The sequence below is a fragment of the Pseudomonas sp. genome (assembly GCF_037994325.1).
Taxonomy (GTDB): Bacteria; Pseudomonadota; Gammaproteobacteria; order Pseudomonadales; family Pseudomonadaceae; genus Aquipseudomonas.
Genome location: NZ_JBBNAH010000370.1, coordinates 1 through 17,709 on the forward strand (window position 1 = coordinate 1; position 17,709 = coordinate 17,709).

A 17,709-nucleotide genomic window follows, 5' to 3' on the forward strand; every position below is an offset into this window, starting at 1 on the left:
CCCCCAGGGCAATTACCTGGCGCGCCTGGTGTTTCCGGAAAAGACCACTGAGCTGCGCATTGAGGTCGATTTGGTCGCCGAAATGGCGGTGTTTAACCCGTTCGATTTCTTCCTTGAGCCCTACGCGGAAAAGATTCCGTTCACCTATGCGGCGGACGAAAAGCGCGAGCTGACGCCGTATCTGGCCACCCTCGAGCCGACTACAAAATTCGCCGCCTATGTCGCCAGCATCGAGCGCAAACCGCTGCCGACCATTGATTTTCTGGTGGCGCTGAACCAGCGCCTGAGCGAGGACATCAGCTACCTGATCCGCATGGAGCCAGGTGTGCAAACCCCCGAGCAAACCCTGACCAACGCCTCCGGCTCGTGCCGCGATTCGGCCTGGTTGCTGGTGCAGATCTTGCGCAACCTCGGCTTGGCCGCGCGCTTTGTCTCGGGCTATCTGATTCAACTGACCGCCGACGTTAAAGCCTTGGATGGCCCGTCCGGCACCACCGTGGATTTCACCGACTTGCACGCCTGGTGCGAAGTGTATTTGCCGGGCGCCGGTTGGGTGGGCCTGGACCCGACTTCCGGGCTGTTTGCTGGTGAAGGTCATATCCCATTGGCGTGTAGCCCAGAGCCTTCTTCTGCGGCGCCAATTAGTGGCGTGGTCGAGCCGTGTGAAGCCGAGTTCACTCACGAAATGTCGGTGGAGCGCATTTGGGAAGCGCCGCGAGTTACCAAGCCGTATACCGATGAGCAATGGCTGGAGATCGAACGCCTGGGCCGGCAGATTGATAACGACCTGCTGCAAGGCGATGTGCGCCTGACCATGGGCGGCGAGCCGACCTTTGTGTCGATTGATGACCCCGACGGCGCCGAGTGGAATACCGATGCCCTGGGCGAGAACAAGCGCAAGCTTTCCGCCGAGCTCTATCAGCGCATGCGCAAGCGTTACGCGCCCAATGGCCTGGTGCATTTTGGCCAGGGCAAGTGGTACCCCGGCGAGCAATTGCCGCGTTGGTCGCTGAACTGCTTTTGGCGACATGACGGCCAGCCGATCTGGCACAACCTGGCGTTGATTGCCGACGAGGGCGAAGACTACAAGGCCGATGGTGAGTTGGCCGGGGTGTTTTTGGCCAGCGTCGCGGAGCGTTTGCAGCTCTCCAGCGAGTTTGTCTTCCCCGCATACGAGGACAATTTCTACTACCTCTGGCGCGAAGGCGCGTTGCCGAAAAACGTCAGCGCCGCAGACCCGCGCCTGGAAGACGCAATGGAGCGCGCGCGGCTGCGCAAGGTATTTGCCCAAGGCCTGGATAAGGTCGTTGGCCAAGTGCTGCCGCTGGCCCGCACCGCGGCTGAAGACGCCTGGCAGAGTGGCCGTTGGTACCTGCGCGACGAACATTGCCGCTTGGTGCCTGGCGACTCGGCCATGGGCTATCGCCTGCCATTGGCCTCGCAGCCATGGGTCAAGGCTGCCGAGTTTCCGTTTGTGCATGCCCAAGACCCGAACCAGACCTTTGCCGAGTTGCCTGCTGCCGACACCTTGCGTCTGTTGCCGGTTGAGCGCGGCGAAGCGCCGGTCAAGGGCGAAGAGCGGGAACCGAAGATTGATGAGTCGGCTTCCTGGCTAACTCGCACGGCGTTGTGCGCCGAAGCCCGCGAGGGGCGCCTGTATCTGTTTATGCCGCCGTTGGCCAAGCTGGAGGATTACCTGGCGCTAGTTAGCGTGATCGAGGCCTGTGCCGAAGAGCTGCACTGCCCGGTGTTGCTGGAAGGGTACGAGCCGCCGAGCGACCCGCGTTTGGGCAATTTCCGCATCACCCCGGACCCCGGCGTCATCGAAGTCAACGTGCAGCCCTCGTCCAGTTGGGAACAGTTGGTCGAGCGCACCGAATTCCTTTATGAGGAAGCCCGGCAAACGCGCCTGACCACGGAAAAATTTATGATCGACGGCCGCCACACTGGCACCGGTGGCGGTAACCACTTTGTCCTCGGTGGCGCCACGCCGGGCGATTCGCCGTTTTTGCGCCGCCCCGATCTGCTGCGCAGTTTGATCAGCTATTGGCACAATCACCCGTCGCTGTCGTACCTGTTCTCCGGGCTGTTTATCGGCCCCACATCGCAGGCACCGCGCATCGACGAAGCGCGCAACGACTCGCTGTACGAGCTGGAAATTGCCTTCTCGCAAATGCCGGCGCCGGGCGAGCAATGCCCGCCGTGGATCGTTGACCGTTTGCTGCGCAACTTGCTTATCGACGTTACCGGCAATACCCACCGCGCCGAGTTCTGCATCGACAAACTCTATTCGCCGGACAGCGCCAGCGGCCGCTTGGGCTTGCTGGAGCTGCGCGGCTTCGAAATGCCGCCCCATGCGCGCATGAGCCTGACTCAGCAACTGCTGCTGCGCGCCTTGGTGGCGCGCTTCTGGCGTGAGCCCTATGCGCCGCCAAAGCTGGCGCGCTGGGGCACTGAGCTGCACGACCGCTTTTTGCTGCCGCACTTTATTGCGCAGGATTTTGCCGATGTCATCGTCGAGTTAAACAACGCCGGTTATCCGCTGCGCGCCGAGTGGTTTGCAGCCCACACCGAATTCCGTTTTCCGAAAATCGGTGACTACAACGTCGCGGGTATCGAGCTGGAGTTGCGCCAGGCCCTGGAGCCTTGGCATGTGCTCGGTGAGGAGGGCGGCGGTGGCGGCACGGTGCGTTATGTCGATTCGTCCCTGGAGCGTGTGCAGGTAAAACTCAACGGTTTGCCGCCGCAGCGCTACATGCTTACCTGCAATGGGGTGCCGGTGCCGTTGCAGCCGACTGGGCGCGTGGGGGAGTTTGTGGCTGGTGTGCGTTTTCGCGCCTGGCAGCCGTATAACGCACTGCAACCAACAATTCCTGTGCATGCACCGCTGATTTTTGACCTGCTTGATACCTGGATGCAGCGCTCCTTGGGCGGTTGCCAGTATCATGTCGCCCACCCTGGCGGGCGTAATTACGAGACCTTGCCGGTGAATGCCAACGAAGCCGAAAGCCGGCGCATGGCGCGCTTCTTCCGGTTGGGCCACAACCCTGGGCACTTGCCGGTGCCGTTGTTGCAGGTCAACGATGAAATGCCCATGACCCTGGATTTACGTCTGCATCGCCGTTGAGCAAGAGATAGAACAAGAGAATTGAGGCTAGCCAGGCCTAGCGCCGCCCCTTGTAGGCGGCGAGGCACGGGTGATATCCGTGGTCTGCGCTACGCTTTTTTAGCCGTTTACCGTGATTACTCCTGCGTCTGCCGAGCGTTACATGCCTGACCTGCTGCACTGTTACCGGCTGATACCGGGTACCTACCACGAGATGCTCGACGCAGAGGGAAACCTGCGTGCCCATTGGCGCCGCATGTTTGACCAACTGCAACGCAGCAGCGCCCTGCAACTGGCCCAGCGCCAGGCCTTGCTGACCCGGCAGATTCAGGAAAACGGCGTTACCTACAACGTTTATGCCGACCCCAAAGGCGCCGACCGCCCCTGGGAGTTGGACCTATTGCCCAACCTGCTGGCCGCCGATGAGTGGCAGCAGATCGCCGCGGGCATCGCCCAGCGCGCCAAGTTGCTGAACAGCGTATTGGCCGACCTTTATGGCCCGCAAAAGCTCATCTCCGGCGGCTTGCTGCCGGCCGAGCTGATCTTTGGCCACAACAACTTCCTCTGGCCGTGCCAGGGCGTGCAGCCGCCCGATGGCACGTATCTGCATGTGTATGCCGTGGACTTGGCCCGTACACCGGATGGTCGTTGGTGGGTGACCGCCGACCGTACCCAGGCGCCTTCCGGTGCCGGTTATGCCTTGGAAAACCGCCAGATCGTCTCGCGCGCCTTCCCAGAGCTGTACCGTGATTTGCAGATTCAGCACCTCAACGCGTTTTTCCGCACCTTGCAGGAAACCGTGGCCCGTCAGGCCCCTACCGACGGTGAAGTACCGCTGGTGGTGCTGCTGACGCCGGGGCGTTTTAACGAAAGTTATTTCGAACATTTGTACCTGGCGCGCCAGCTCGGCTACCCCTTGGTGGAAGGCGGCGACCTGACCGTGCGCGACGCCACCGTGTACCTGAAAACCCTTAGCGGCCTGCGCCGCGTGCACGCCATCATGCGCCGCCTGGACGATGACTTCTGCGACCCGTTGGAGCTGCGTACCGACTCGGCGCTGGGCGTGCCGGGGCTGCTGGAGTCGGTGCGGCAAGGGCGCGTGCTGGTGGCCAATGCCTTGGGCAGCGGTGTGCTGGAGTCGCCGGGGTTGCTCGGCTTTCTACCGAAGATCAACCAGCACCTGTTTGGCGAAGAACTGCTGCTGCCCTCGATTGCCACCTGGTGGTGCGGCGAGGAACCGGTGCTGGCCCAGGCGCTCGAGAAGCTGCCGGAACTGCTGATTAAACCGGCCTTCCCGTCGCAGAGTTTTAGCCCGGTGTTTGGCCGCGACCTGAGCAAAGAACAACTCAGCGCCCTGGCCAAACGTATTCGTGCGCGGCCTTATGCGTATGTGGCGCAGGAGCTGCCGCAACTCTCGCAAGCGCCGGTCTGGCAGGCGGAAAATGGCCAACTGCAACCGCGCGCCATCGGTATGCGCGTGTATGCGGTGGCGGATGCCGATGGCTATCGTATTTTGCCGGGCGGCCTGACTCGCGTGGCGGCCGAGGCGGATGCCGAGGTGGTGTCGATGCAACGCGGCGGCGCCAGTAAAGACACGTGGGTGCTGGGCGAACCGGCGCCGGGCGGCGAAACCAAACCAAATCCGAAAAACCTCGGCGGCCTCGGCCTGGTGCGCCGCGACCCGTATCTGCCCTCGCGCATTGTGGAAAACCTGTTCTGGTTTGGCCGCTATTGCGAACGCTGCGACGACAGCGCGCGGCTGCTGCGCATCATGCTGGCGCGTTATGTCGAAGGCGACGACCCGTTGGCCTTGCGCGCGGCGGTGGAGTTGGCCGAAAGCCTCAAGCTATTGCCCGAAGAGGGCGACTTGCACGAGCGGCTGTTGGAAGCGTTGCTGGGGCGGGAATGGCCGGCCAGTCTGCGCGCCAACTTGCTGCGCTTGCAGTGGGCGGCCTCGCAGGTGCGCGGCAAGCTGTCCCGCGAGAACTGGCAAGCGCTGGTGCAGTTGCAGCACGACGCGCAGATTCTCGACAGCGAAGAGCCAGACTTTGGCGAGCTGCTGGATTTCCTCAACCGTCTGGTGATGTCGCTGGCGGCCTTGTCCGGCTTTGCCCTCGACGATATGACCCGTGACGAAGGCTGGCGCTTTTTAATGGTCGGTCGGCAGATCGAACGCCTGCAATTTCTCAGTCGCAGCCTGGCCGAGTTTCTCCACGGCGTGGCGGTGTTTGACCAGGTCGGCCTGGAATGGCTGCTGGAGCTGGGTAACAGCAGCATCACCTACCGCTCACGTTATATGGCTGTGCCGCAGTTGATTCCGGTGCTCGACTTGCTCCTGCTTGATGAGCAAAACCCCCACGCGGTGTTGTTCCAACTGCGCCTGGTGGTGCGTTCGTTAAGCCGCTTGAACGAAGACTTCGGCGCACCGCGCGAGGTGGGCCTGACGCTCCTGGCTGAGCAGTTGGAGGCGTTCAATCTGGGCAGTCTGGAAAACCAGCTATTTGGCGTTACCAGTCTGCGTGCAGTTATCGACGGCTTGGTGGTGCTGCTGGGCAAGGTCTCTGACGCGGCGGGCCATGCCTCGGATCGTCTAGCCCTGCGCCATTTCGCCCATGTAGATGATGTGAGCAAGCAAACGGTGTCGGTGTAATGAGCGCGCGCTACCAAATTCTCCACGACACCCATTACCGCTACGACAGCCCGGTGTCCCTGGCCCAGCAACTGGCGCATTTATGGCCGCGGCCCAGTCCCTGGCAGGTGTGCACCGAGCAAGAGCTGCACATCAATCCCGAGCCTACCAGCCGACGCGATGAGCAGGATGTATTCGGCAACCCGATTACCCGCTTGGCCTTCGAACGGCCCCATGACGAGTTGCAAGTGAATGCCCGCCTGGTGGTGGAATTGCGTGCGCAGCCGGCGCTGGATTTCCACCAGTCGCCCGCCTGGGACCATACCCGCAGCGTGCTGACCTACAACGGCAAGCCCAAGCCCGATCCGGTGCTGGACGCCTGCCGCTTCTGCTTTGAATCGCCCTATGTGCGCCTGAAAAAAGCCTTCTCCGACTACGCCGACAGTTGCTTCCCACCCAGCCGTCCGTTGTTGCTCGGCGTGCAGGCGTTGATGGAAAAGATCTTCCGCGAATTCACCTTTGACGCCGAAGCCACCCAAGTGGCGACGCCACTGGTGGAAGTGCTGGAGCGCCGCCGTGGCGTGTGCCAGGACTTCGCCCACCTGATGCTCGCCTGCCTGCGCTCCCGCGGCCTGGCGGCGCGCTACGTTAGCGGCTACCTGCTCACCCAGCCGCCACCGGGCCAGCCGCGGCTGATTGGCGCCGATGCCTCGCATGCCTGGGTGTCGGTTTATTGCCCCATGCTTGGCTGGGTGGATTTTGACCCCACCAACAATGTGCGGCCGGCGTTGGAGCACATCAGCCTGGCGCGCGGGCGGGACTTCTCCGATGTGTCGCCATTGCGCGGGGTGATTCTTGGCGGCGGTAGCCACGATCCGGACGTGCAGGTCACGGTTCTTCCCTTATAGATCGCTTGGTACGCGCGCACACCCTACGAGATGTACGACCGTAGGGTGTGCTGTGCGCACCTTCACGCGATCTAAGATCTTGCCGTCATCATTTTCCGCAGGGCGCGTAGGGCTTGGTTTTTACTTTAGTTGGAACTATAGTGCCAATTAAATAAAGGGTTACAAAACTCATAAAAACCTCGCGGAGCCCGCCATGCGTATCGCCACTTTGTCTGTACTCGCCGTATCCGTGTTGCTTGCCGCGTGTGGCGAGCCAGAAAAACCGGCCGTTACCCACACCGACTTCCAGAAAGAGCTGCAAGGCAAGCTGATCGCCGCCAAGCCCGGTGATGTGATTGAAATTCCTGCCGGCACCTATCAGCTGGACCGCAGCCTGAGCCTTAAAGCCAGCGGCGTGACCATTAAGGGTGCCGGCATGGACAAGACCGTGCTCAGCTTCAAGGGCCAGAAAAGCGGCGCTGAAGGCCTGCTGGTGGATGCCTCGGACTTCACCATTGAAGACCTGGCGTTTGAAGACACCAAAGGCGATTCGCTAAAGGTGGTGGGCGGCAAAAACATCATCATCCGCCGTGTGCGCACCGAGTGGACTAACGGCCCGGCCACCGAAAACGGTGCCTATGGCGTGTACCCGGTGCAGACCGAAAACGTGCTGCTCGACGGCGTGGTGGCCATTGGTGCCTCGGACGCCGGCATCTATGTTGGCCAGTCGCGTAATGTGGTGGTGCGCAATAGCCGGGCGGAGAAAAACGTCGCCGGCATCGAGATCGAAAACACCATCGGCGCCGACGTTTACGACAACGTCGCCACCGGCAATACCGGCGGCATTCTGGTGTTCAACATGCCAAACCTGCAGCAGGCCGGGCGCGCCACCCGGGTGTTCCACAACAAAGTGCAGGGCAATAACCACGACAACTTCGGCCACAAAGGCACGCCAGTGGCCAGCGTTCCGGCCGGTTCGGGCGTGGTGATCAACTCCAACGATCAGGTGGAAATCTTCGACAACGATATTGGCGAACACAAAACCGCCAACCTGATTGTCAGCAGTTACTTCAGCACCGGTTACACCAACCTTTCTACTGCCGACGGCTTCGATCCGTACCCGGAAAGTATCTATATCTACGGCAACCGTTTTGGCCCGGGCGGCGATAGCCCGGACAACCTCGAGCTCAAAGCCCTGCGCATCAGCCAATACGGCCTCAGCGGGCGGCTGCCGGATATCCTTTGGGATGGTTATGTAAACGTCGACAAGCTTAAAGACGGCAAGCTGCCGGCCGACCTGGCCATCTGCGTGGATAACGGCGCGGCGGGCTTGATAAACGTCGACGCGCCCAACGGCTATAAAAACATCAGCACCGATATGAGTAGCCACACATGCAGCCTGCCGAAGTTGCCCGCTATTGAACTGGCCTCCGCCAAAGCGGGGCAGGGTGCATGAAGGCATGGCTTGTGTTGGCGAGCGCGCTGCTGCTGGCGGCGTGCTCCAAGCAGTCGGCACCGTTGTATTTGCCCGAGGGCGACAAGTACCCGCAAACCCTTAGCGAGTGGGGCATGTTGAAACTGGGGGGCGGGCATTTGCAGCCCGTTGCTGCGGTCACGCCGTATGACCTCAACACGCCGTTGTTCACCGACTACGCGCACAAAATGCGCACCGTGTGGATGCCGGCCGGTTCAGCGGCCACTTATGGCGAAGAGCATTTCGACTTCCCCGTCGGCACCGTGCTGAGCAAAACCTTCTACTACCCCAAAGATGAACAAGGCCGCCTGCGCCGCAATAGCCAGGATGACCGCGATGCCAATACCGGCCTTGAGCTGGACCGTGTGCATCTGGTGGAAACACGCATCTTGCTCAAGCAGAAAACCGGCTGGGTGGCGCTGCCCTATGTATGGAACGACAAGCAAACCGAAGCCCACCTGGAGTTGGCCGGTGACAGTCAGAGCCTGAGCTTGCTGGATGAGCAAGGGCAAACCTTGGCCGTGGATTACGCCGTGCCAGACGCCAACCAATGCGCTGGTTGTCACGAAGAAAGCCACGGTCAGGGCATCAACCCGCTGGGGCCAAAAGCGCGGCATTTGAATAAAGACTTGGTCTACTCCGATGGCGCCGCCAACCAACTGCAACATTGGCAACAAAAGGGACTGCTTACCGGCGTGCCGGCAGCGTTGGTTGGCGTGCCGCAGAACGCCTTGTGGGGGCGCCCGCGTGCCGGCGAGAGTCTGGAGAAACAAGCGCGCAGTTATCTCGATGCCAACTGCGCGCACTGCCACAACCCCAAGGGGCCGGCGCGTACGTCCGGCTTGATGCTGAACCTGGCCACAGCCACCGGCATTCACAGCGGCTTATGCAAACAACCGGTGGCGGCGGGCAAAGGCTCGGGGGATCGGCTGGTGGATATTCACCCCGGCAAGCCGGATGAGTCGGTGCTCATCTACCGCCTGGAAAGCACCGACCCCAGCGTGATGATGCCGGAGCTGGGGCGCTCGGTGGTGCACCACGAAGGTGTTGAAGTGCTAACGCGCTGGATCGCCAGCTTGGATGGCGGCTGCTGATGAACACTTTCCGTTCGACGACTGTGCATCGTCAGCCCAGTGGATTCCCGCCTACGCGGGAACGACGGTGATTGGGCCGATGTCACTGTCGTCCCCGCGCAGGCGGGGATCCAGGCGCCGCAGAGGCTAGCCGCTGCGGTGAGTTGCTTAGCCCCGCGGTGCTTCGCTTTCAACTCTATCGGTCGTCTCGCTGTCATCGTCGTCTGGCGCCACACCATGCTCAAGTTCATGGGCGATGCGGCGTTGGCGCTTCTCTTCCTTCTTCTGCTCTTTGGCAAGGTCACGTTGCTGTTTGGCGAAGGCGTAGTTGGGTTTGGCCATGGTGTTCCTCGGGGGCAGGGGCGCAGTGGTTTGATTAAAGCGCAACGCAGCGCGGCGCGCTGTCATTTCGCGTAGCGGGCCTGCGTGCTAGCGGTCGACCCACTTGGGCGCGACGGCGGGTTTCCAGGCATCCATGGCGGCAATCAGCGCGCTTGCCGACTCGTTGATTTGCAGCATTTGCCGGTGCGGAGCGCGAACAAAACGCTCTTCCACCAGGTGATCGAGAAAGTCATTGAGCTTGGCGTAGAAGCCATTCACTTCCAGCAGGCCCATGGGTTTGCTGTGGTAGCCGAGTTGGCCCCAGGTCCAGACTTCAAACAACTCTTCCAAGGTGCCCAAGCCGCCGGGTAGCGCGATAAAACCGTCACTCAATTCGGCCATCCGCGCTTTGCGCGCATGCATGCCGTCGACCACTTCCAGGCGGGTAAGGCCGGGGTGACCGATTTCGGCGTCTTTTAGCGACTGCGGAATGACCCCAATCACTTCACCACCGGCGGCCAGCGCCGCGTCGGCGACGATGCCCATCAGGCCGACTGCACCGCCACCGTAAACCAGGCGAATGCCTTGCTCGGCCAGGGTGCGCCCCAGGTTTACCGCCGCTTCGCTATACACCGGGTTGGCGCCAGGGCTGGCACCACAAAAAACGCAAAGAGAACGCAACGACATAACAGGCTCCATAGGCAAAAACTGCCCACAGGGTACTGGCTGTGCGTGCACTCACCAAGGCTTAGGCAAATACCTTTTCATCGGCGCATGTGCCGCTGGCGCCGCAAGCGTAGGCGGCGAGCAGGCTGTGTAACAGGTTGTTAAGGTTCATGGTGCGGCCCTCGTTAAAAGAGCGGCCAGGCTAACGGGGGCGGCGGTTGCCGGCTGTTTGATTCTGTCGATAGCGGCCATAGCACTTTAGTAGTGCGGCTTTTTGCCTCGCGTTTGCTTGAACCTGAATGTGCTATCAAACGTCTCTGTAACTGCACGACCCTTTTTTGTTGTCGCACCTGCCCGCTGGCGTTCGCGTCAAGGCGGCAGATTTATCCGGGCCAATGGCCCATCCTGCCAAGGAGTTCACCATGTTTCGCAAGCTTGTAGTTGCTTCCGTTCTTACCCTGGCCAGCGTTCAGGTTTTCGCCGCCGATTGTTCCGTGACGGTCGACTCCACCGACCAAATGACCTACGACACCAAAGACATCAAAATCAGCAAAAGCTGCAAAACCTTCACCGTCAATTTGACCCACAGCGGCTCAATGGCCAAGACCGCGATGGGCCATAACCTGGTTATCAGCAAAACCGCCGACTCGGCTGCTGTGGCCACCGATGGCATGGCGGCGGGCATTGATGCCAACTACCTGAAAGCCGGTGACGACCGGGTAATCGCCCACACCAAAGTCATTGGTGCTGGCGAGAAAGACGCGGTGACCTTTGATGTGAGCAAGCTTAAAGCCGGCGAAGACTATGCGTTCTTCTGCTCGTTCCCAGGGCATATTTCGATGATGAAAGGCTCGGTGACGTTGGTCGACTAAGCCCAATCAGCTACTGCGCTGCCCTATTGGCAAGCACCGTCGTCCCCGCGCAGGCGGGGGCCTAGGATAGTGAAGGGAACGTCGTTAGGCGATGGACTCTGGGTCCCCGCCTTCGCGGGGACGACGGCTTTTGCCGTTAGCGCGAGTCGGTCATTTTGAAAATGCCCTGGGCATTGCTGCTATCGAAATGCAGGTCTAACTCGCCAGTCTCTTCATCCACTTCGCGCTGAATAAATTCCACAAACGACCCCGGCACGCTGCGTTGCACGGTTTGCCCGTGGGCGTCGATAAAGGTGCGCTGCACCTGCACGGCTTTGTAGGCGGTTTGCATCACCCGGCGCGAGCTGGAGGTTTCGATGCTGTCTTTCATCGGCCGGCCGATGGTGCGCTGGTGGTCGACCACCGCTTGCAGGTCGACGACACGGTCGGTGAGGTGGTTAAAGCGGTTACCTTCGGTGGCGATCCAGGCCATTTCCGCGCTTTCGCTCAGTAGCGCTTGGTAATCGCTTTCCTGCACCGTGCTGTGCTGGCAGTCGAAGGCTTGGTACAGCGCCGGCATCAGTGCCAGTGCTGCCGCCAGGCTGCAATGACGGCTGTGGCGCAAGGTTTTAAGGGTTGCCAGGTTGGCGGCGCTTAACGGGTCACGGTTGGTTTCGCACACGCGCGTCACCGCTTGTTGAAAGCCTTCACTGAAACGCCCCGGGTGCAATTCGGAAACAAAGAATTGGGCGATATCCGCTGGCAGGTCCATTTGCCGGTAGGCGTAGCCGGTCATTTTCAGCTTGGTCAGCGGGTAAGTGCGCACATCGGTAAAGCCCAGCGGTTCCAGCAGGCGGGTAAAAGCGTGACGACCGCGCGGCAGCTCGCCGTTCTCAGGCCAGTCAACGGTGCGAATAGCGCCATGGTCGAACACCACCTGGCGGCCGTCCTGCAGTTGTTCTTCAACATACAGGCGGCCATTGGGCACCGCTTCCACCAGCTTATAAAACAGGCTCAGGTTCAGCGCTTCGGCCAGCCAGGCACGGTGCAGTTGCTGTTCGCTGTTGGCGAATTGAGCGAGGCCCTGGGGAATGGCGACGTGGGCAAATACCCAGTCGGCAGCGGGCTGGCCAATGGCGGCGCTGACAAGCTGGAGCAGGCTCTGGTGGGAGAGGGCGGCATCGCGGGTCATGACTGGAGGCTCTGGGCTGACTAGGTAGTGCTATCAGAACGCTCGGCGGCCCTTGCGACAAGCGAAAAAAAACGCCGGGTCTATTCCATAAATTCTTGTTGGCGCTTATTCGACCTGTTGGTGAATCCAGCGCACAAAGTCGCGCACCTTGGGTACTTCGGCGGCATGTTCAGCGTAGGCCAGGTAATAGGCGCTGCTGCTGGTCAGGCTGTGCTGCCAGGGGATTACCAGCTTGCCTTCGGCCAACTCTTCCTCCACCAGAAAACGCGGCAACAACGCCACGCCGCAACCCACTTGCGCGGCGCGGATGCACATATAAAAGCTGTCGAAGCGTGGGCCGTGATAGCTGTGTTCGGTGTGCCGGTCCTGGCTATGGAACCACTCGTGCCAGGCTTCCGGGCGCGTAGCGTTTTGCAGCAGCACCAGGTCAGTGAGTTGGGTGGGATCGGTATAGGGCTGTTCGGGCATCACCCCAGGGGCGCACACCGGGACCATTTCCTCGCCAAATAAGCGCACGCACTCAGCGCCAGGCCGGGCGCTTTGGCCGAAGTAGAACGACACGTCACTGCGGCCCTGGGCCAGTTCGTCGGGCTCCACTTCGTTAAACACGTCCAAGTGAATATTCGGGTGGCGCAGGCGCCAGCCCTTAAGGCGTGGCACCAGCCAGCGGGCGCCAAAGGTGGGTAAGGTGGCCACCCGCAGCACTTCGGTTTCGCCGCCGTAGGAGCGCAGATAGTGGGTCGACATTTCCACCTGGGTAAGGATTTTGCGCACCTCAACCAAGTACAGCGAGCCTGCCGGCGTGAGCTGCAAACTGCGTCGTACCCGGCGAAACAGCAGGTGTTGGACCAGTTCTTCCAACTGCGCCACCTGCTTACTCACCGCGCTCTGGGTGAGCGCCAGTTCTTCCGAGGCGCGGGTAAAACTCAGGTGGCGCGCCACCGCTTCAAAGCATTGCAAAGCGGTAAGCGAGGGCATATGGCGTTTAAGCATGGCGGTGCCTTGGTGGTGCGCTGGGGTTTGGCATTACTAAACGGAATGATGTGTGGAGTAAAGGTCGTTTGTTGGCTGGCGGCTGGCGGGCTATTACTGCTGCCATTGAATTCACTCCTTAACCAAACAGGTGCCGAGACATGGTTGCTGCATTGCTGAGTAAATTGGGCGTCGCCCCTGAACGCTATAACCAGGGCGCGCACGCCGTATATTCACCCATCGATGGCAGCCAGATCGGCAGCGTGCAGTTGCAAGACGCGGCCTCGGTGCAGGCCCAAATCGGCCAAGCTGAAACTGCATTTCAGGCCTGGCGGCAAGTGCCAGCACCGCGCCGTGGCGAGTTGATCCGTTTGTTCGGTGAAGCGCTGCGCGCCCACAAGGCCGAGTTGGGCGAATTGGTGTCGTGGGAGGCCGGCAAGATCACCCAGGAAGGCCTGGGTGAAGTGCAGGAAATGATCGATATCTGCGACTTTGCCGTTGGCCTGTCGCGTCAGCTCTATGGCCTGACCATCGCCTCCGAACGTCCAGGCCACCATATGCGCGAAACCTGGCACCCGCTGGGTGTGGTCGGCGTGATCAGCGCCTTTAACTTTCCGGTCGCCGTATGGGCGTGGAACACCACGCTGGCGCTGGTGTGCGGTAACTCGGTGGTGTGGAAGCCGTCGGAGAAAACCCCGCTCACGGCTTTGGCCTGTCAGGCCCTGTTTGACGGCGTAGCCAAGCAATTCAGTGAGGCGCCGGCAAACCTCAGCCAGGTGATTATCGGCGCCCGTGAGGCGGGTGAAGCGCTGGTGCAGGACAGCCGCGTCGCCCTGGTCAGCGCCACGGGTAGCACACGCATGGGCCGTGAAGTAGCGCCGGTGGTGGCGGCGCGTTTTGCCCGTTCGATTCTCGAGCTTGGCGGCAACAACGCGATGATCCTCGCCCCCAGCGCCGACCTCGACCTGGCCGTGCGCGGCATCCTGTTTAGCGCCATCGGCACGGCGGGTCAGCGTTGCACCACCCTGCGTCGTTTGATCGCCCATGAGTCAGTGAAGGACGAGATCGTCAGTCGCCTGAAAACCGCCTACGCCAAGGTGCGCATCGGTCATCCGTTGGAAGGCAATCTGGTTGGCCCGCTGATCGACAAGCAAGGCTTCGATGGCATGCAAGCCGCACTGCGCCAGGCTGAGCAAGAGGGCGGGCAGGTGTTTGGCGGCACCCGTCAACTTGAAGATAAATTTCCTAACGCCTACTACGTGGCCCCGGCCATCGTGGAAATGCCCGAGCAAAGCGCCGTGGTGCGTCACGAAACCTTCGCCCCCATTCTTTATGTGCTGAGCTATAGCGAGTTCGCCGAGGCGCTGAAACTGAATAACGACGTACCTCAAGGGTTGTCGTCGTGCATCTTCACCACCGATGTGCGTGAGGCCGAGATGTTTATGTCGGCAGTGGGCAGCGACTGCGGCATCGCCAACGTCAATATCGGCCCAAGCGGCGCAGAGATTGGCGGCGCCTTTGGCGGTGAGAAAGAGACCGGCGGCGGGCGTGAGTCGGGTTCGGACTCGTGGCGCGCGTATATGCGTCGCCAGACCAACACCGTTAACTACTCGCGTGAGTTGCCCCTGGCTCAGGGCATCACGTTTGATTGATTAAGTAAGCGGCGCTGTTAGTTGGGTTTCCTTTTGGTTGGGGTCTGGTTATGCCGTTGAAGCAATCGTGTTTGTGGGAAGAGTTGACTCCCGAGCGGCCCAAAGCCGCTGCCCTGGTGGGTGACTTGAAGGTTGATGTTTGCGTAATTGGCGCGGGCTTTACCGGCTTATCCACAGCCCTGCACTTGCTTGAACAGGGCAAAAGCGTGGCCATTGTTGAGGCCCATGAAACCGGCCACGGGGGTTCCGGGCGCAATGTCGGGCTGGTTAATGCCGGTATGTGGATTGCGCCGGATGATGTCGAGGCCGGGTTGGGCGCTGAGGTGGGCAGCAAGCTGGTGGCGGAAATGGGCAATGCGCCGGCGCTGGTGTTTTCCCTGATCGATAAATACGCCATCGATTGCCAGGCTCGCCGCAATGGCACCTTGCATATGGCCCACAACGCCAGCGGCACGGCTGATCTGGAAAGCCGCTGCGCGCAATGGGTGCGCCGTGGTGCGCCGGTGGAGATCATTCGCGGTGCGGCCTGCCATGCCGCCACCGGCACCACGCGCATCGATGCGGCGTTGCTGGATCGCCGCGCCGGCACCGTCAATCCAATGGGCTATGTCAGTGGCCTGGCCAAGGCTGTCGTGGGCTTGGGCGGGCAGTTGTTTCATCACTCACCGGTCAGCCGCCTGGAAAAGCAGGGCGCCGATTGGCTGGTCGTCACAGCGCAGGGTGTGGTCACAGCCGAGAAAGTGGTGCTGGCTTCCAACGCTTACACCGAAGGCGAGTGGACTGAGCTGCGGCGTAACTTCTTCCCCGGCAGTTATTACCAGGTCGCCTCGGTGCCGTTAACCGGGGCAGCGGCAGACAGCATTTTGCCCGGTGGCGAAGGCTCCTGGGATACCCGCCAAGTGCTCAGCAGTATTCGCCGCGACGCCGATGGCCGTTTGTTACTGGGTAGCCTGGGCAGTGCCGCGAATAAACCATTGTGGGCGGTGCGCGCCTGGGCTGACCGCATTCAGCAGTTCTACTTTCCGCAGTTGGGCAAAGTGGAGTGGCAAAGCACCTGGACCGGCACCATCGCTTTCACCCCCGATCACCTGATGCGCCTGTTTGAACCGGCCCCCGGGCTGGTAGCTGTTACCGGTTACAACGGCCGCGGCGTCACCACCGGCACCGCCGTGGGGCGGGCGTTTGCCAACTACCTGCTCACCGGCTCGCGTGAGGCGTTACCGATGCCGTTCCAGCCTATGGATGGTATTAGTGCGCCCGGTTTGCGCAGTGGCTTGTATGAGCTGGGCTTCTCGCTGTACCACGCTGGGCAATGTTTGCGCATCGTTATTTAGGACGCGGGAGCCCCGGACGTAGGGCGTGCTAAGCGCACCAAGCGGTCTTCCTGATATCGCTTTGGTGCGCACAGCACACCCTGCGGACCCCGTTTCGCATGTTTTTCTGAGGCGGCCAGTACAGTTGCAGGTGCTTTTTTGCTCCCTATCGGCACATAGCCAAGCATTCCTTTAACACTGCACTAGCCTGTAATGGTGCGCGTGCCCTCACTTTGCGCACCAGTGGTGTGCACTTCGGTGACAAGTACAGTTACGACGAGTTGCCCTAATTGGGGTGCTTGGTTGCTATTGCTTGATCGTTAGGTTGCTCTTTATTTTTCTTTTGGGTTGCACCTTGTTGTTTTGTTGGGTTGCACCCTCTTGAAGTAGGGCCTTTCGATGCTGTCGGTAAAACCGTTTCTGTTTTTTTCACGGCACTGAAAATGTGTGGCACGCCGCTTGCTCTGCCATCTGCGCCTTCACATAACCCCTCAGGAGCAAAACTCCATGCCTCACAAGAAAACTTTTAAGAAAGGTATTCTGGCGTTCGCGGTAGCCAGTGCTATGAGCATGACTTCCGTAGCCTTTGCTGATGTCGTTATCGGCGTAGCCGGCCCAATGACCGGTGGTAATGCTGCTTTTGGTGAGCAGCTGTGGAAGGGCGCCGAGCAGGCAGCAGCCGATATCAACGCTGCCGGCGGTATCAATGGTGAGCAGATCAAACTGGTTAAAGGCGACGACGCTTGCGAGCCGAAACAGGCCGTAGCGGTTGCCAACCGTCTGGTGGACTCGGACAAAGCTGTCGCCGTCATCGGCCACTTCTGTTCCTCGTCGACCATCCCCGCTTCCGAGGTGTATGACGAAGCCGGCATCATCTCCATTACTCCAGCCTCCACCAACCCAACTGTTACCGAGCGCGGCCTGTCCGGCGAGTTCCGTATCTGCGGTCGTGACGACCAGCAAGGCGTGGTGGCCGGCGACTACATCGTCGACAAGCTGAAGCTGAGCAAAGTCGCGATCATTCACGACAAAGACACCTACGGCCAAGGCCTGGCAGACGCCACCAAAGCCCAGCTGAACAAGCGCGGTGTGAAGGAAGTGATCTACGAAGGTCTGACCCGTGGCGAGAAAGACTTCAACGCTCTGGTAACCAAAATCCGTTCCTCGGGTGCTGAAGTGGTGTACTTCGGTGGCCTGCACGCTGAAGCCGGTCCGCTGGTTCGTCAGCTGCGCGAACAAGGTTCGACCGCACTGTTCATTTCCGGTGACGGCATCGTCACCGACGAACTCGTTACCACTGCTGGCGGTGCGCAATACACCAAAGGCGTGCTGATGACCTTCGGCGCCGACCCACGCAATATCCCGGACGGCAAACCGGTTATCGAGAAATTCCGCGCCAATGGCTATGAGCCAGAAGGCTACACCCTGTACTCCTACGCTGCCCTGCAAGCGGTTGCTGCTGCCTTCGTTGGCACCAAAGGCACCGACGGCGCCAAGGCCAGTGCCTGGCTGAAAGCCAACCCGGTGAAAACCGTAATGGGCACCAAAGAGTGGGATAAGAAAGGCGACCTGA

At 60.7% G+C, this 17,709-nt stretch carries 13 protein-coding genes; 9 read left to right on the forward strand and 4 right to left on the reverse strand.

What is annotated here, in order from left to right:
* From AAAB16_RS12560 to AAAB16_RS12580, 5 genes are all read left to right on the forward strand, one after another.
* The coding region (locus AAAB16_RS12560; RefSeq protein ID WP_340663618.1) for a transglutaminase family protein at window positions 1-3,127 on the forward strand (3,127 nt) is incomplete at its 5' end.
* Window positions 3,128-3,269: 142 nt separating this feature from the next.
* Window positions 3,270-5,756, forward strand: coding sequence for a circularly permuted type 2 ATP-grasp protein (locus tag AAAB16_RS12565; protein WP_340663619.1), 2,487 nt, complete (start codon window positions 3,270-3,272; stop codon window positions 5,754-5,756).
* Window positions 5,756-6,643 (forward strand): transglutaminase family protein, encoded by an 888-nt coding sequence (locus AAAB16_RS12570; protein ID WP_340663620.1) that lies wholly within the window; start codon window positions 5,756-5,758, stop codon window positions 6,641-6,643. The genes AAAB16_RS12565 and AAAB16_RS12570 overlap by 1 nt, the downstream gene beginning before the upstream one ends.
* Before the next feature lie 193 nt (window positions 6,644-6,836).
* Entirely contained in the window at window positions 6,837-8,078 is a 1,242-nt protein-coding gene (locus AAAB16_RS12575; RefSeq protein WP_340663621.1) for a parallel beta-helix domain-containing protein, read from the forward strand.
* Complete coding sequence (locus AAAB16_RS12580; protein WP_340663622.1) at window positions 8,075-9,190, forward strand: SO2930 family diheme c-type cytochrome; 1,116 nt, start codon at window positions 8,075-8,077, stop codon at window positions 9,188-9,190. The genes AAAB16_RS12575 and AAAB16_RS12580 overlap by 4 nt, the downstream gene beginning before the upstream one ends.
* 147 nt (window positions 9,191-9,337) lie before the next feature.
* On the opposite strand, the gene AAAB16_RS12585 is transcribed toward AAAB16_RS12580, so the two are convergent.
* The gene (locus AAAB16_RS12585) at window positions 9,338-9,511 is read right to left on the reverse strand and encodes a hypothetical protein (RefSeq protein WP_340663623.1); all 174 of its coding nucleotides are present in this window, start codon (window positions 9,509-9,511) and stop codon (window positions 9,338-9,340) included.
* Window positions 9,512-9,598: 87 nt separating this feature from the next.
* A complete protein-coding gene (locus AAAB16_RS12590; RefSeq protein ID WP_340663624.1) occupies window positions 9,599-10,177 on the reverse strand; it encodes a TIGR00730 family Rossman fold protein in 579 nt (192 codons plus the stop codon).
* Window positions 10,178-10,578: 401 nt separating this feature from the next.
* Here AAAB16_RS12590 and azu point away from each other — a divergent pair, with 401 nt between their 5' ends.
* The gene (gene azu / locus AAAB16_RS12595) at window positions 10,579-11,028 is read left to right on the forward strand and encodes an azurin (RefSeq protein ID WP_340663625.1); all 450 of its coding nucleotides are present in this window, start codon (window positions 10,579-10,581) and stop codon (window positions 11,026-11,028) included.
* A 136-nt stretch (window positions 11,029-11,164) separates the two neighbouring features.
* Here the strand turns inward: azu and AAAB16_RS12600 are convergent, their stop codons facing one another.
* Together AAAB16_RS12600 and AAAB16_RS12605 are read right to left on the reverse strand one after the other, a co-directional pair.
* Window positions 11,165-12,199: a DUF1338 family protein gene (locus tag AAAB16_RS12600; RefSeq protein ID WP_340663626.1), complete on the reverse strand. Its 1,035-nt coding sequence runs from the start codon at window positions 12,197-12,199 to the stop codon at window positions 11,165-11,167.
* A gap of 105 nt (window positions 12,200-12,304) precedes the next feature.
* Window positions 12,305-13,192: a LysR family transcriptional regulator gene (locus AAAB16_RS12605; protein WP_340663627.1), complete on the reverse strand. Its 888-nt coding sequence runs from the start codon at window positions 13,190-13,192 to the stop codon at window positions 12,305-12,307.
* 140 nt (window positions 13,193-13,332) lie between these two features.
* Here AAAB16_RS12605 and AAAB16_RS12610 point away from each other — a divergent pair, with 140 nt between their 5' ends.
* The 3 genes from AAAB16_RS12610 to AAAB16_RS12620 all read left to right on the forward strand — a co-directional run.
* Window positions 13,333-14,823 (forward strand): aldehyde dehydrogenase family protein, encoded by a 1,491-nt coding sequence (locus AAAB16_RS12610; protein ID WP_340663628.1) that lies wholly within the window; start codon window positions 13,333-13,335, stop codon window positions 14,821-14,823.
* Window positions 14,824-14,873: 50 nt separating this feature from the next.
* The gene (locus AAAB16_RS12615) at window positions 14,874-16,157 is read left to right on the forward strand and encodes an FAD-binding oxidoreductase (RefSeq protein WP_340663629.1); all 1,284 of its coding nucleotides are present in this window, start codon (window positions 14,874-14,876) and stop codon (window positions 16,155-16,157) included.
* Between the two features lie 486 nt (window positions 16,158-16,643).
* Window positions 16,644-17,709, forward strand: a 1,066-nt coding sequence (locus AAAB16_RS12620; protein ID WP_340663630.1) for a branched-chain amino acid ABC transporter substrate-binding protein, incomplete at its 3' end; no start/stop codon positions are given.

Excerpts from the sequence above, each read along its gene's own strand:
- AAAB16_RS12580 (WP_340663622.1), top strand. The coding sequence starts at position 8,075 with ATGAAGGCATGGCTTGTGTTGGCGAGCGCGCTGCTGCTGGCGGCGTGC.
- AAAB16_RS12600 (WP_340663626.1), bottom strand. The coding sequence starts at position 12,199 with ATGACCCGCGATGCCGCCCTCTCCCACCAGAGCCTGCTCCAGCTTGTC.
- AAAB16_RS12605 (WP_340663627.1), bottom strand. The coding sequence starts at position 13,192 with ATGCTTAAACGCCATATGCCCTCGCTTACCGCTTTGCAATGCTTTGAA.
- AAAB16_RS12565 (WP_340663619.1), top strand. The coding sequence starts at position 3,270 with ATGCCTGACCTGCTGCACTGTTACCGGCTGATACCGGGTACCTACCAC.
- AAAB16_RS12575 (WP_340663621.1), top strand. The coding sequence starts at position 6,837 with ATGCGTATCGCCACTTTGTCTGTACTCGCCGTATCCGTGTTGCTTGCC.
- AAAB16_RS12590 (WP_340663624.1), bottom strand. The coding sequence starts at position 10,177 with ATGTCGTTGCGTTCTCTTTGCGTTTTTTGTGGTGCCAGCCCTGGCGCC.
- AAAB16_RS12610 (WP_340663628.1), top strand. The coding sequence starts at position 13,333 with ATGGTTGCTGCATTGCTGAGTAAATTGGGCGTCGCCCCTGAACGCTAT.
- AAAB16_RS12585 (WP_340663623.1), bottom strand. The coding sequence starts at position 9,511 with ATGGCCAAACCCAACTACGCCTTCGCCAAACAGCAACGTGACCTTGCC.
- AAAB16_RS12615 (WP_340663629.1), top strand. The coding sequence starts at position 14,874 with ATGCCGTTGAAGCAATCGTGTTTGTGGGAAGAGTTGACTCCCGAGCGG.
- AAAB16_RS12570 (WP_340663620.1), top strand. The coding sequence starts at position 5,756 with ATGAGCGCGCGCTACCAAATTCTCCACGACACCCATTACCGCTACGAC.
- azu (WP_340663625.1), top strand. The coding sequence starts at position 10,579 with ATGTTTCGCAAGCTTGTAGTTGCTTCCGTTCTTACCCTGGCCAGCGTT.